13 protein-coding genes are annotated in these 13,191 nt (G+C 72.9%); 10 read left to right on the forward strand and 3 right to left on the reverse strand.

What is annotated here, in order from left to right; translation table 11 throughout:
- Nucleotides 1-12 precede the first annotated feature (12 nt).
- The 6 genes from LUZ64_RS16185 (at nucleotide 13) to LUZ64_RS16210 (ending at nucleotide 6,136) form a co-directional block, all read left to right on the forward strand.
- Nucleotides 13-192: an SPOR domain-containing protein gene (locus LUZ64_RS16185; RefSeq protein ID WP_095581425.1), complete on the forward strand. Its 180-nt coding sequence runs from the start codon at nucleotides 13-15 to the stop codon at nucleotides 190-192.
- Between the two features lie 206 nt (nucleotides 193-398).
- Nucleotides 399-812, forward strand: a complete 414-nt coding sequence (locus tag LUZ64_RS16190) for a (deoxy)nucleoside triphosphate pyrophosphohydrolase (protein WP_095581424.1) — start codon at nucleotides 399-401, stop codon at nucleotides 810-812.
- A 396-nt stretch (nucleotides 813-1,208) separates the two neighbouring features.
- Nucleotides 1,209-1,628, forward strand: a complete 420-nt coding sequence (locus LUZ64_RS16195) for an ATP-binding protein (RefSeq protein ID WP_107426620.1) — start codon at nucleotides 1,209-1,211, stop codon at nucleotides 1,626-1,628.
- 191 nt (nucleotides 1,629-1,819) lie between these two features.
- The gene (locus LUZ64_RS16200; protein ID WP_095581473.1) at nucleotides 1,820-4,348 is read left to right on the forward strand and encodes a SpoIIE family protein phosphatase; all 2,529 of its coding nucleotides are present in this window, start codon (nucleotides 1,820-1,822) and stop codon (nucleotides 4,346-4,348) included.
- Between the two features lie 111 nt (nucleotides 4,349-4,459).
- Nucleotides 4,460-5,401, forward strand: coding sequence for an alpha/beta fold hydrolase (locus LUZ64_RS16205; protein ID WP_095581474.1), 942 nt, complete (start codon nucleotides 4,460-4,462; stop codon nucleotides 5,399-5,401).
- A gap of 153 nt (nucleotides 5,402-5,554) precedes the next feature.
- The gene (locus tag LUZ64_RS16210) at nucleotides 5,555-6,136 is read left to right on the forward strand and encodes a Uma2 family endonuclease (protein WP_095581475.1); all 582 of its coding nucleotides are present in this window, start codon (nucleotides 5,555-5,557) and stop codon (nucleotides 6,134-6,136) included.
- A 63-nt stretch (nucleotides 6,137-6,199) separates the two neighbouring features.
- On the opposite strand, the gene ychF is transcribed toward LUZ64_RS16210, so the two are convergent.
- The gene (gene ychF / locus LUZ64_RS16215) at nucleotides 6,200-7,288 is read right to left on the reverse strand and encodes a redox-regulated ATPase YchF (RefSeq protein ID WP_087926471.1); all 1,089 of its coding nucleotides are present in this window, start codon (nucleotides 7,286-7,288) and stop codon (nucleotides 6,200-6,202) included.
- 182 nt (nucleotides 7,289-7,470) lie between these two features.
- Between ychF and LUZ64_RS16220 the strand changes: the two genes are divergently transcribed.
- The gene (locus LUZ64_RS16220; RefSeq protein WP_095581476.1) at nucleotides 7,471-8,070 is read left to right on the forward strand and encodes a DUF6542 domain-containing protein; all 600 of its coding nucleotides are present in this window, start codon (nucleotides 7,471-7,473) and stop codon (nucleotides 8,068-8,070) included.
- Here the strand turns inward: LUZ64_RS16220 and ppgK are convergent.
- Both ppgK and LUZ64_RS16230 read right to left on the reverse strand, forming a co-directional pair.
- Entirely contained in the window at nucleotides 7,967-8,728 is a 762-nt protein-coding gene (gene ppgK, locus LUZ64_RS16225; RefSeq protein WP_095581480.1) for a polyphosphate--glucose phosphotransferase, read from the reverse strand. The two genes, LUZ64_RS16220 and ppgK, sit on opposite strands and share 104 nt — an antisense overlap.
- A 30-nt stretch (nucleotides 8,729-8,758) precedes the next feature.
- Nucleotides 8,759-9,772, reverse strand: a complete 1,014-nt coding sequence (locus LUZ64_RS16230; protein ID WP_095581477.1) for a 4-hydroxy-3-methylbut-2-enyl diphosphate reductase — start codon at nucleotides 9,770-9,772, stop codon at nucleotides 8,759-8,761.
- Between the two features lie 114 nt (nucleotides 9,773-9,886).
- On the opposite strand from LUZ64_RS16230, the gene LUZ64_RS16235 reads away from it, so the two are divergent.
- The 3 genes from LUZ64_RS16235 (at nucleotide 9,887) to LUZ64_RS16245 (ending at nucleotide 13,168) form a co-directional block, all read left to right on the forward strand.
- Nucleotides 9,887-11,248: an APC family permease gene (locus tag LUZ64_RS16235; RefSeq protein ID WP_095581478.1), complete on the forward strand. Its 1,362-nt coding sequence runs from the start codon at nucleotides 9,887-9,889 to the stop codon at nucleotides 11,246-11,248.
- A gap of 395 nt (nucleotides 11,249-11,643) precedes the next feature.
- Complete coding sequence (gene xseA / locus LUZ64_RS16240; RefSeq protein WP_095578431.1) at nucleotides 11,644-12,909, forward strand: exodeoxyribonuclease VII large subunit; 1,266 nt, start codon at nucleotides 11,644-11,646, stop codon at nucleotides 12,907-12,909.
- Between the two features lie 10 nt (nucleotides 12,910-12,919).
- A complete protein-coding gene (locus LUZ64_RS16245; protein ID WP_095578432.1) occupies nucleotides 12,920-13,168 on the forward strand; it encodes an exodeoxyribonuclease VII small subunit in 249 nt (82 codons plus the stop codon).
- The last annotated feature ends 23 nt before the right edge of the window (nucleotides 13,169-13,191 follow it).

Genomic DNA, 13,191 nt, shown 5'->3' on the forward strand with positions numbered 1-13,191 from the left:
AGGGCAGGGGCGATGACGGACAGCGGACCGATCCTGCCCTGGCTGGTGATCCGCGAGGACGAAAGCGGCAACCGCTACCGCGTCGGGCGTTACGCCACCAAGACGGAGGCCGATCAGGTGGCCGAGCGGCTGGACGCCCGCGCCCGCAGCGGGCTCTACATAGTCGAGCGGGTCGGCCGCGCCCTCTCCTGAGGCGGGGCCGGCGCGCCCACTCCTGAGGCGCGGCCGGTGTGCCCTCTCCGGCGCCTGCGTGCCTCGAACAGCGGGACTTCCGCCTCGGCTCGTCGGCATGCCGCCTTCGGCGAGGGACGGCGGCGGGGCCACGCCGCGGGCGGGAGGCCCGCCCACCGACCCTCCCCCGGTCGCCGGGCCCCCGCGACCACCTAGGCTTGCCCCTCATGACGACGGTGCGTGTGGTGGTGGGCGGAGCGGTCTTCGACCAGGGCCGGCTGCTGGCGGCGCGGCGCAGTGCCCCGCCCGAGCTGGCGGGACGCTGGGAGCTGCCCGGCGGCAAGCTCGAAGCGGGCGAGAGCGCCGAGCAGGCGCTGGTGCGGGAGCTCCGTGAGGAGCTCGGCGTGGAGGTCGAGCCCCTGGAGCGGATCGAGGGCGAGTGGCCGTTGCGGCCGCCGTACGTCCTCCAGGTCTGGACGGCCCGGCTGATCGACGGTGAGGCGCGCCCGCTCCAGGACCACGACGAGCTGCGCTGGCTCACCCCCGACCGTGTCGACGAGGTCGACTGGCTCGACCAGGACCGCCCGGCGGTGGCGGCCGCGGCCCGCCTGCTCGGCCGGGCCGGCGCGTCCGGGGTCTGAGGACACCGCGCGGCAGGGCGCGGGGACACCGCGCGACGGTGCGGGAAGAGGTCGCGGGGCCGCGCGGGAAGAGATCGCGGGGCCGCGCGGAAAGAGGCCGCGGGGCCGCGCGGAAGCGGCTCGTGGGGCCCGGACCGGGGAGTTTCCCCAGCCCCGGGCCGGGAGGTTTCCCCCGCCCCGGGCCCGGAGGTTTCCCCAGCCCCGGGCCCCCACCGCCGCCCCGGGCCGTCACCCGCCCCGCGTACCCCTCGCGCGAACGGCCCGGTTACGCCATCCGTGTCACAGCCGACGACCCCGGACCGCCGAAGAAGATAGTCAGCCCGCCATATCGGGTATGTGCTGATTATTCTCCCCGTACCCGGTTATTCCCGGGCGGGGCCGCAGCGGGTCTGGGAAGTGATCGGCGTGAGCGAGAGCGCGAGGGCCCTGGCGTCGACGCCCGGCTTCGCCGAGTGGAGCTTCCCCGCCGAGCCCGGCGCCGTACGGACCGCGCGCACCCTGGTGCGCACCACCCTGGAGGAGTGGGGCCTCGGCTCGGTCACGGATGTGACGGTGCTGCTGGTCAGCGAGCTCGTCACCAACTCCCTGCGGTACGCGAGCGGGCCCATCGGCGTACGGATGTACTCCCACGCCGGGCCCACACTGCTGGTGGAGGTGTCCGATCCGCTGCCCGATCCGCCCACCGAGCGCGTCGCCCACCCCGACGACGAGGGCGGCCGGGGCCTGCAATTGGTGGCATGCGCCTCGCGTCGCTGGGGAACCCGCCGGGGAAACACCGGCAAAACAGTGTGGTTCGAGCTCAGTCTGCCCGGTTAGGAACCCGGTGAGGAGACATAGCGGGTTGAGACCGTGCTGTGATCGTGAAGTCCGTGTTCCGAAGGGCCCCTGTGCTGGATACTCGGCCTTCTGATGCCGGTGCGAGCACATGAGCCGGAGGGGACGGGCACGTGAGCGAAAAGCCAGCGGGTACGGCGGACAGCACGCCGGAGGCACTCCACGCCGATGTGATGTGGCAGAACAGTCCGCCCGGATCCCTCTACGACTACATTCGCGTGGCCTCCTTCGCCCTGGGTCCCGACGGGCGGATCGAGCAGTGGAGCGAGCGCGCGGCCGAGCTCTTCGGCATAGCGGCGCGGCAGGCCGTCGGCAAGGACCCCGCGGAGCTCTTCGCCGCCCCGGAGCCCGGGCGTCCGCTCGTCCCCTTCCTGGGCGAGGGCGGCCCGGACGGCCGGGAGTGGACCGGCATCGTCCCGTACCAGCGCGGCGACCGGCGCGGCGGCCCGCGCGACCACCGGCAGCCGTCCGGGCTCGCCGAGATCTATGTGATGCCCACCGAGACCGGCCGCGGGGAGCGCGCCGCGCTCTGCGTCGCCGTCGACGTCCGGGCGCTGCGCGGCATAGAGACCGACATCGCGGCGTCCGAAGCCGTTTTCGGCCAATCTCCGCTGGGTTTCTTCTTCTTCGGTACCGATCTCACCCTGCTGCGCGTCAACGAGAGCTTCGCCCAGACCTTCGGCCGCCCGGCCGCCTGGCACCGGGGCCGTACCCCGCACGACTTCCTGCCGCGCGGCGAGGCCGAGCGGCTGACGGCCGCCCTGCGCCAAGTCCTGGCCACCGGCAAGCCGGTGTCGGACATTCAGCTCGTCGGGCCCGTGCCCGGCCAGAACGAGCGCCGCCGCTGGTCGGTCTCGCTCTACCGGCTGCACAGCGGCAGCGGGAGGCCGATCGGCGTGGCCGCGCTCGCCACCGATGTCACCGGCCGCCGCCGCGCCGAGCGGGAGGCCGCGGGCGTACGCCGTAATCTGGCGCTGCTCAACGAGGCGGGCGCCCGGATCGGCAACAGCCTGGACCTGGAGACCACGGCGCGGGAGCTGCTGGCCGTCGCCGTGCCGCAGTTCTGCGACCTGGCCTCCGTGGACCTCTATCAGGGCCTGCTCGCCGGCGACGAGGCCCCGCCCGGCCTCGCGGACGGCAGCGGGGAGCTGCGCCGCGTCGCGTACGCCAGCGCGGTCTCGGGGGCGCCGGTCGACGGCGGTGACAAGCCCATCCAGGTGGGGGAGGTGCACCGCTACCCCTTCCACTCGCCGTGCGCCGGGGCGCTGCGCACCGCGCAGGCGCAGGTGGTGCCGCGCCGGGAGCGCGAGGAGGGGCCGGAGCTGGGCGCGGTGGTGCGGTCGACGCTCGCCGTCCCGATGGTCGCCCGGGACGTGGTGGTGGGGCTGGCCCAGTTCTCCCGCACGAAGGGCAGCGAGCCCTTCGGCGAGCGGGACACCGCCCTGGCCGTGGAGCTGGCGGCGCGCGCGGCGGTCTGCATCGACAACGCCCGGCTCTACCGGAGGGAGCACGAGCGGGCGCTGATCCTCCAGCGCAGCCTGCTGCCGCCGGGCGACCCCGAGGCGGCCGGGCTCGACATCGCCTGCCGCTATCTGCCGGCCAACGCGGCGACGGAGGTGGGCGGCGACTGGTTCGATGTGATCGAGCTGCCCGGTCACCGGACGGCCCTGGTCGTCGGCGATGTGATGGGCCGTGGGCTGCGGGCCGCCGTGGCCATGGGCGAGCTGCGCACGGCCGTCCGTACCCTGGCCATGCTGGATCTGGAGCCGGCCGAGGTGCTCTCCGCGCTGGACGAGATCGCCCACGGTCTCGGCAGGCCGGGCGGCAAGCAGTCCGCGTCGCGCGGGGTCCGCGGCGGGGTGCGGGCGGCGGACCTCTCCGAGGTCTATCTGGCGACGTGCGTCTACGCCGTCTACGACCCGGTCACCCGCCGCTGCACGGTCGCCAACGCCGGGCACCTGCCGCCGGTCCTGGTCGAGGCGGGCCGGCCCGCGACGCTGCTGGACGTGCCGCCGGGGATGCCGCTGGGCGTCGGGGGCGAGCCGTTCGAGGAGACGGAGATCGATCTGCCGGACGGCGCGCTCCTCGCCCTCTACACGGACGGCCTGGTGGAGTCCCGCGACCATCCGCTGGACGAGGGCCTGAACGCCTTCCGGGAGGCGCTGACGGACCCGGCGCGGCCGCTGGAGGAGGTCTGCGACCACGTCCTGGGCGCGCTGGACACCCACCACGGCGAGGACGACATCGCGCTGCTCATGGCGCGGCTGCGCGGCCTGCCCGAGGACCGCGTCGGCGACTGGACGCTGCCGCCGGAGCCCCGCTCGGTCGCCCGCGCCCGGGAGACGGCCCGCGACCAGCTCCTCGCGTGGGGCCTGGAGAGCCTGGTGGACACGACGGAGCTGCTGGTCAGCGAGCTGGTCACCAATGCGCTGCGGTACGGCGAGGGGGAGATCCGGCTGCGGCTGCTGCTGGACCGGACGCTGGTGTGCGAGGTCTGGGACGGCGGCCTGGTCCAGCCGCGCCGGCGCCGTGCCCGCGATACGGACGAGGGCGGCCGGGGGCTCCAGCTCGTCGGCCTGCTCAGCGCCGCGTGGGGCAGCAGGCGCACGCCGCACGGCAAGACCGTCTGGTTCGAACTGGCCCTGCCCGACGGGGACTCCCCGGCTCCGGACGCGGTGGAGGCGCTGCTGAGCCTTTACTGATCCAGGGTGGCCGAGCGGACTGGATCTTGTTATCGTCGCGGCAACCGGAGGGTTGGATATTCAAATCCACTACAGCCGGTAGCGGCCTCCGGCCGACGAAGGGGGAAGCGCATGCCGCCGAACGGGATCCAGACGCCGACGCCGGGCGGAATCCTGGAGGACAGCGGGACCGGGGAGTCGCTCGACTCCCGGCTCGCGGCGTCCCTGGACGGCTCCTTCAGCAGCGAATACGCGGAGGTGAACGGCGTCCGTCTGCACTATGTGACGGGCGGCCGGGGCACTCCGCTGGTCCTGCTTCCCGGGTGGCCGGAGACCTGGTGGGAGTACCGCAAGGTCATGCCCGCCCTCGCGGCCCACCACCGCGTGATGGCCGTGGACTTCCGCGGCATGGGCGGCTCGGACAAGCCGGCGTCCGGCTTCGAGAAGAAGACGATGGCCGCCGACATCCGCGAGCTGGCCCGCCACCTCGGCCATGACCGGATCAACATCGCGGGCCACGGCATCGGCGCGATGATCGCCTTCGCGTACGCCAACAACCACCCGGAGGCCACGGAGAAGGTGGCCATCCTCAACACCACCCACATCGACAACAGCTACTACGACTTCCCCATGGTCCCGCGCCCCGGCGACAAGGGTCCGCACCGCTGGTGGCTGGCCTTCAACCAGGTCAACGACCTGCCGGAGCAACTCCTGGAGGGCCGCTACCGCCATCTGATCGACTACATGTTCGACCTCAGCCTGGTGAACCCGGACGCGATCACCCCGTACGACCGCGACGTCTACGCCCGGGCGTACTCCTCGGCGGAGGCGATCCGCGCCAGCAAGGCCTGGTTCCAGGCGTACCAGCGGGACATCGAGGACTTCAACGCCTACGCCCCGGTCACGGCCCCCATGCTGGGCCTGGCCTACGGCACCTTCTACGACTACATGCGCGAGGCCCTCCCGGCCCAGGGCACGGACGTCCGCGTCGTCGAGATCGAGAACACCCGCAACTACCTGGTCGAGGAACAGCCGGAGGCGGTGGCGCGGGAGCTGCTGTCGTTCTTCGCCTGAGGCGGGGCGGGGCGGGGGCCGCCGTGCCCTTCCCCGGCTCCAGGGGAGGGACGTCGGCACGCGTTAGCACAGCCGAAGCCTCCATGTGGGACGTTCACCCCCGGACCGGTCCAATCCATGACCACGAGGGATCCGGGTCGCTACGGTGGAGACATGACCGCCCTGCCCGACTGGATGCAGCCGCCTCGCGAGGAAGGCTGGCTGGCGGAGGACCTGGACAACCTCCCGGACGCCCCTCGCCACACCGAGCTGATCGATGGAGCCCTCGTCTTCATGATGTCGCCACAGCGGTCCTGGCACGGCCGTGTCCTCGACGCCCTGACCTACACCATCAGGCAGCAGGCGCCGGAGGGGTTCGAGGTGGAGCGTGAGATGACCGTCAGCCTCGACGAGCGCAACCGCCCCGAACCCGACCTCTTGGTGAGCACGGCCCCGTACGTACCCGAACGGACGTGGTTCGCGCCGAAGGACGTCCGACTCGTCCTCGAAGTGGTCTCCCCCGAGTCCGCGCACCGCGACCGCACGGTCAAGCTGCGCAAGTACGCGCAGGCCGGCATCCCGCACTACTGGATCGTCGAGGACGAGGACGGCTCCCCCGTCGTCCACGTCTACGAGCTGGACGAGCCGACCGGCGCCTACGCCCCCGCGGGCATCTTCCGCCACGCCCTCCAGCGCGAGGTCCCCTTCGAGATCGGCCTCGACCTGGACAAGCTCACACCACGCACGGGCGGCTGACCCGGGCCCGGGTACGCGAAAAGGGCCGCGCTCCGACGAGCGCGGCCCTCTCTCACGCGCTGATCAGACGTTGAAGCGGAACTCCACCACGTCGCCGTCCGCCATCACATAGTCCTTGCCCTCCATGCGCGCCTTGCCGGCGGCGCGGGCGTCGGCGACCGAGCCCGTGGCGACGAGGTCCTCGAAGGAGATGACCTCGGCCTTGATGAAGCCCTTCTGAAAGTCGGTGTGGATGACACCGGCCGCCTCGGGGGCCGTGGCGCCCTTCTTGATGGTCCAGGCGCGGGTCTCCTTGGGGCCTGCCGTGAGGTAGGTCTGGAGGCCCAGGGTGTCGAAGCCGACGCGGCCGAGGGTGGCGAGGCCGGGCTCGTCCTGGCCCATGGACTGGAGGAGCTCCAGCGCCTCCTCGTCGTCCAGCTCGATCAGCTCGGACTCGATCTTGGCGTTGAGGAAGATCGCCTCGGCCGGGGCGACCAGGGCGCGCTGCTCGTTCTTGAAGTCCTCGTCGACCAGCTCGTCCTCGTCGACGTTGAAGACGTAGAGGAAGGGCTTGGTGGTGAGCAGGTGCAGCTCGTGCAGGAGGTCACCGCGCTCGGTGCCCTTGGTGATGCCCGCGGAGAACAGGGTCTGGCCGGACTCCAGGATCTCCTTGGCGGCCTCGACGGCGGCCAGGACGGCGACCTTCTCCTTCTGGAGGCGGGACTCCTTGGTCAGGCGCGGGACCGCCTTCTCGACCGACTGGAGGTCCGCGAGGATCAGCTCGGTGTTGATCGTCTCGATGTCGTCCTTCGGCGAGACCTTGCCGTCGACGTGGACGACGTTCTCGTCCTTGAAGGCCCGGATGACCTGGCAGATCGCGTCGGACTCACGGATGTTCGCCAGGAACTTGTTGCCCAGGCCCTCACCCTCCGAGGCGCCCCGGACGATGCCGGCGATGTCGACGAAGTCGACCGTGGCGGGAAGGATCTTCTGCGAACCGAAGATCTCGGCCAGCTTCTGGAGCCGGGGGTCGGGGACGCCGACGACGCCCACGTTGGGCTCGATGGTGGCGAACGGGTAGTTGGCCGCCAGGACGTCGTTCTTGGTCAGGGCGTTGAACAGGGTCGACTTGCCGACATTCGGCAGACCGACGATTCCGATCGTGAGCGACACGTGGCGACTTCCCGTAGCGAGATGTGAAGGGTTCGCGGCCCGCTGCGGGGCCGGTCATCCAGTCTACGGGTCCCCGCCCGGAGGCGGCCCCGGACGGACTATCAGTCGAACGCACGCCCAAGGTGGCCCAAACGGCGTGTCCAACGTCGGATTCCTCCCACTTCTCGACCTAGTTTGGTCGGGTGGAGCAACCCAGCACACGTATCCCGCAGCGCAAGGCCCGCCGCGCGTCCCCGGTACCCCGGCCCTCGGCCCCCGTGGGGCCCGGTGAGAGCCCGTTCCTCCTCCGCGGCCGGTCCGGGCGGGCCTCTCCCCCGCCGGGCGGGCCGGGGACCCGCCTGACCGGCCTCGGCAGCGGCCTGCTGACCATCCTGGCGATGATCGGGGCGGGCTGGCTGGACTCCGTCATGGCCGGCGGCTCGACCACCCTCTACGGGATGGCCTTCCTGCTCGGCGCCGCGGCCTGCGCCCTGTGGGTGCGCCCCGCCGACCTGGTCACCGCGCCCGTGACGGCACCCATCGCCTTCACCGCGGGAGCCGTGCCCCTGACCGACGGCGACGGCGGCTTCGCCGGCCAGGCCATGGGCATGATCACCCTGCTGTCGCTGAACGCCGGGTGGCTCTACGCCGGCACCCTGCTCGCCGGCGCGCTCGCGCTCGTCCGCAGGATCATGCTGGTCAGGGCGCGCCGGAAGCAGCGGAACCGGCAGCGGAGGCGGCCATCGCGGCCCCCACGATCCCCGCGTCGTTCTGGAGCAGAGCAGGCACGATCTCGGCGCTGACCCCCTCGATCAGCGGCAGGAACTTCTCCGCCTTACGGCTCACCCCGCCGCCGATCACGAACAGCTCGGGCGAGAACAGCTTCTCCACATGGACGAGGTAGCGCTGCACCCGGCGGGCCCAGTGCTGCCAGTTCAGGCCTTCTTCTTCCTTCGCACGGGTCGAGGCGCGGGTCTCCGCGTCATGGCCGTGCAGCTCCAGATGGCCCAGCTCCGTATTGGGCACCAGCCTGCCGTCCGTGAAGACGGCGCTGCCGATGCCCGTGCCGAAGGTGAGCACGACGACCGTGCCGCGCCGCCCGCGCCCGGCCCCGTGCGCCATCTCGGCGAGCCCCGCCGCGTCCGCGTCGTTCAGCACGGTCACGGGCGCCCCGAGCCGCTCCCCGAGCAGCGCGGCGGCGTCCCGCCCGATCCAGCCCTTGTCGACATTGGCGGCCGTCCGCGTCGTACCGCCGACGACCACGCCGGGGAAGGTCGCCCCGACCGGCCCGGACCAGCCGAAGTGGTCCGCGACCTCCCGGACGCGGTCCGCGACCGCGTCCGGGGTCGCCGGGTGCGGGGTGAGGACCTTGAACCGCTCCTCGACGAGCTCGCCCCGCGCGACGTCCACCGGTGCGCCCTTGATGCCCGATCCGCCGATGTCCACGCCGAATACGTTCATGGCCACCACGCTAAGGGGTCGGGCCCGGCGTCACCCGTTCGCAGCGCCGGATTCCGGCCCCGCGGCCAGCTCTGCCGCCTCCGCGCGCAGATCGCGGCGGAGCTCCTTGGGCAGCGAGAAGGTGATCGATTCCTTGGCCGCCGTGACGGTCTCCACGTCGTCGTAACCGCGCTCGGCCAGCCAGTCCAGGACTCCCTCGACGAGGATCTCCGGCACCGAGGCGCCCGAGGTCACACCGACCGTCCGGACACCCTCCAGCCACGCCTCATCGATCTCGTCGGCGTAGTCCACCAGGTGGGCGTCCTTGGCGCCCGCGCCGAGGGCGACCTCGACCAGGCGGACGGAGTTGGAGGAGTTCTTCGAGCCCACCACGATCACCAGATCGGCTTCCGCGCCCATCTGCTTCACCGCGATCTGGCGGTTCTGCGTGGCGTAGCAGATGTCGTCGCTCGGCGGGCTGATCAGCTGTGGGAAGCGGTCCTTGAGCGCGTCGACGGTCTCCATCGTCTCGTCGACGGAAAGGGTGGTCTGGGAGAGCCAGACGACCTTGGACTCGTCGCGGACGGTCACGCCCGCCACGTCGTCGGGGCCGTCGACCAGCGTGATGTGGTCGGGCGCCTCACCACTCGTGCCGATGACCTCCTCGTGGCCCTCGTGGCCGATGAGGAGGATGTCGTAGTCCTCCTTGGCGAAGCGGACGGCTTCCTTGTGGACCTTGGTGACCAGCGGGCAGGTCGCGTCGATCGTGGCGAGCTTGCCGCGCGCGGCCTCCTCGTGGACGACCGGGGCGACGCCGTGCGCCGAGAAGATGACGATGTTGCCCTCGGGCACCGCCTCCGTCTCCTCGACGAAGATGGCGCCCTTCTTCTCCAGGGTCTTGACCACGTACTTGTTGTGGACGATCTCATGGCGCACGTAGACGGGCGCGCCGTACTGCTCCAGAGCCTTCTCGACAGCGATCACGGCACGGTCCACACCCGCGCAGTAGCCACGGGGGGCGGCGAGAAGAACCTTGCGGGAGGTCGTTGCAGTCATGCCGTCCATCGTACGGGCCCGGGCCCCGCCCGTTCCGCTTGACCGGCGTCCCGGCCGTAGCTGGGGCACGATGTCGGCAAGGCCGGAACGGGCCGGACGGCACGGACCAGCGAGGGGCATTCCATGGCACAGCCCGCCGACGAGCGCGGCCGCACCGGGCTCCGCCGCACGCTCACCTTCCGGGACCTGGTCGTCTACGGCCTCCTCTTCATCGCGCCCATGGCCCCGGTCGGCGTCTTCGGCACCCTCGACGCGAAGTCGCACGGCGCGGTCGCCCTCGTCTACGTGGTGGCCACGGTCGCGATGGCGTTCACCGCCTTCTCCTACGCGCAGATGGTCCGGGTCGCCCCGCAGGCCGGTTCCGTCTACACCTACGCGCGGGTGGGCCTCGGCGAGGGGCCGGGGTTCGTCGCCGGCTGGATGGCGATGCTCGACTACCTGCTGATCCCCGCGGTCGCGTACCTCTTCTCCGGCATCGCCATGAACGCGCTGGTCCCCGAGGTCTCCCGGTGGGTGTGGACGGCCGTCGCGGTGGTCGTCACGACCGGACTGAACCTGTGGGGCGTACGGGCCGCCGCGCGCGTGGGGTTCCTGGTGCTGGCCATGGAGATCGCCGTCCTGCTGGTCTTCGTGGCCTCCGCCGTCTTCGCGCTCGCCGAGAAGGGCACCCGGCGCGACTGGCTGTCGCCCCTGACCGGCGACGGCGGGCTCACCACGGGGGCGGTCTTCGCCGCGGTGTCCGTGGCGGTGCTGTCGTACCTGGGCTTCGACGCGATCGCCGCGTTCGCGGAGGAGTCCGCGGGCGGCTCGGCGCGGGTGGCCCGGGCGGTGATGACGTGCCTCGCGGTGGCCGGCGTGCTGTTCGTCGCCCAGACGTACCTGGCGGCGCTGCTCGCCCCCATGACCCCCGCCGAGCTGGCGGCGGACCCGGCGGCCCAGGGCTCGGCGTTCTACGACACGGTGGACGCGGCGACGGGCACGTGGCTGCACGACCTGGTGGCCGCCAGCAAGGCGATCGGCGCCGCGTTCGCCGCCCTGGCCGGTCAGGCGGCGGCCGGCCGCCTCCTGTTCGCGATGGCCCGCGACCGCCGGCTGCCGGCCCCGCTGGCCAAGGTCGACAGCGGCTCCGGCGTCCCCCGCCCGGCCCTCCTGGGCGCGGCGGTGGTGACGCTGGTGGCGGCGGTCTGGGCGGCCCGCCGCGACGACGGCCTGGACCGCCTGGTCTCGGTCGTGAACGTGGGCGCGCTGGTCGCCTTCGCGCTGCTGCACCTGTCGGTGATCGGCTGGTTCGCGGTACGGAAGCGGGGCGGGCCGGCGAGCCCCGTACGGCACGTGGTGGTGCCGCTGCTGGGCCTGGCCGTGGTGATCGCGGTCGTGGTGAAGGCGGCGGCGACGGCCCAGATCGTGGGCGGGGTGTGGCTGGCGGTGGGCTTGGGCGTGCTGATCACCCAACGCTTCCGCGGGCGGGCCGCCGGCATGGGTTGAGGTCCCGGCCCGGCACGACGCGGGGCGCACGATCGGCCGCGCGGGCCGTCACGCCCCGCTGCCGCGCGGGCGCCGGGTGAGGCCCCCGTCGCACCGTACGGAGGCGGCGACCACCGGCCTGAGGGGCCGGGCCGCGCAGGGGTGTCGCGGGGCGTAAAGCGAAGCAGCCCCGCGACACCCCGGAGCGGCCCGGCCCCGCCCCGCGACGTACCGGACGGCCCGGCCCCGCCCCACGACGTACCGGGGCGGGCCCGGCGCGCCCCCGCGACGCGCCCGGGCAGACGGCAGACTGGGCAGACCCGCCCACGTGCCCGTCCCACGCCGCCGGACGCCCCCGGCAACGTCGCGGCCGCCGAGGCCCCCGCACTGTCAGCGCACGCGACTACGCTCGCGCCATGGCTCTGAACACGTCCCCCGACACCCCGATCCCCGTCGGCCAGGTGTCCCGGCTGATCGGCGGCTGGATCGACCGCCTGGGCGCCGTATGGGTCGAGGGGCAGATCACCCAGCTGTCCCGGCGGCCCGGCGCGGGGGTGGTGTTCCTGACGCTGCGCGACCCGTCGCACGACATCTCCCTGTCCGTGACCTGCTACCGCGCGGTCTTCGACCAGGTCGCCGACATCGTCTCGGAGGGCGCGCGCGTCGTCGTGCACGCCAAACCCGAGTGGTACGCGCCGCGCGGCCAGCTGTCCCTGCGGGCCACCGAGATCCGGCCGGTCGGCGTCGGCGAGCTGCTGGCGCGGCTGGAGCAGCTGAAGAGGTCGCTGACGGCGGAGGGCCTGTTCGCCGCCGACCGCAAGCGGCCGCTGCCGTTCCTGCCGCAGCTGATCGGGCTGGTCTGCGGCCGCGCCTCCGCCGCCGAGCGGGACGTCCTGGAGAACGCCCGGCACCGCTGGCCGGCGGTCCGCTTCGAGGTGCGCAACGTCCCGGTGCAGGGCGTGCACGCCGTGCCGTCCGTCATCGAGGCGGTCACGGAGCTGGACGGGATGCCCGGCGTCGACGTGATCATCGTGGCGCGGGGCGGCGGCAGCGTGGAGGACCTGCTGCCGTTCTCGGACGAGCGGCTCGTACGCGCGGTGGCCGGGTGCCGTACGCCGGTGGTGTCGGCGATCGGGCACGAGCCGGACACCCCGCTGCTGGACCTGGTCGCCGACCTACGGGCCTCCACTCCCACCGACGCGGCCAAGCGCGTGGTGCCGGACGTCGGCGAGGAGCTGCTGCGGGTGCGGCAGCTGCGCGACCGCGCGCTGCGCTGCGTCACCGGCTTCCTGGACCGCGAGGAGCGGGGGCTCGCGGCGGTCCGGGCGCGCCCGTGCGTCGAGCGGCCGCAGCGGATGGTGGACGAGCGGGAGGCGCAGGTCACGGCGCTGGCGGAACGGGCGCGGCGCACGCTCGGCCATCTGCTGGACCGGGCGGAGTCCGAGCTGTCGCACACCCACGCGCGCGTGGTCGCGCTGTCCCCGGCGGCGACGCTGCGCCGTGGCTACGCGGTGCTCCAGCACGCGGACGGCTCGGTGGTGCGGGACGCGGCCGAGGTGACGGCCGAGGAGGAGCTGCGGGCGCGGGTCGCGGAGGGCGAGTTCGCGGTGCGGGTCACGTCCGCGGGACCGCCCGCGGAGCCGTCCGCGGACGTGCGGCCCGGTGTCACTCCCCCCGCATAGGCTGGACGACATGGCGAAGACGGGTGCGGCGGGCGAGGACAACGGCTCCGGCGAGAGCGTGCTGGGGTACGAGCAGGCGCGGGACGAACTGATCGAGGTGGTGCGCCGCCTGGAGGCGGGCGGCACCACGCTGGAGGAGTCCCTCGCCTTGTGGGAGCGCGGCGAGGAGCTTTCGAAGGTGTGCCGACACTGGCTCGAGGGGGCGCGGGCGCGGCTGGACGCGGCGTTGGCTTCCGAGGACGCGGCGGCCGAAGGCTGACGGGGGCGGGCGTGGGCTTGTGC

Source organism: Streptomyces albireticuli (genome assembly GCF_021228125.1).
Classification (GTDB): domain Bacteria; phylum Actinomycetota; class Actinomycetes; order Streptomycetales; family Streptomycetaceae; genus Streptomyces; species Streptomyces albireticuli.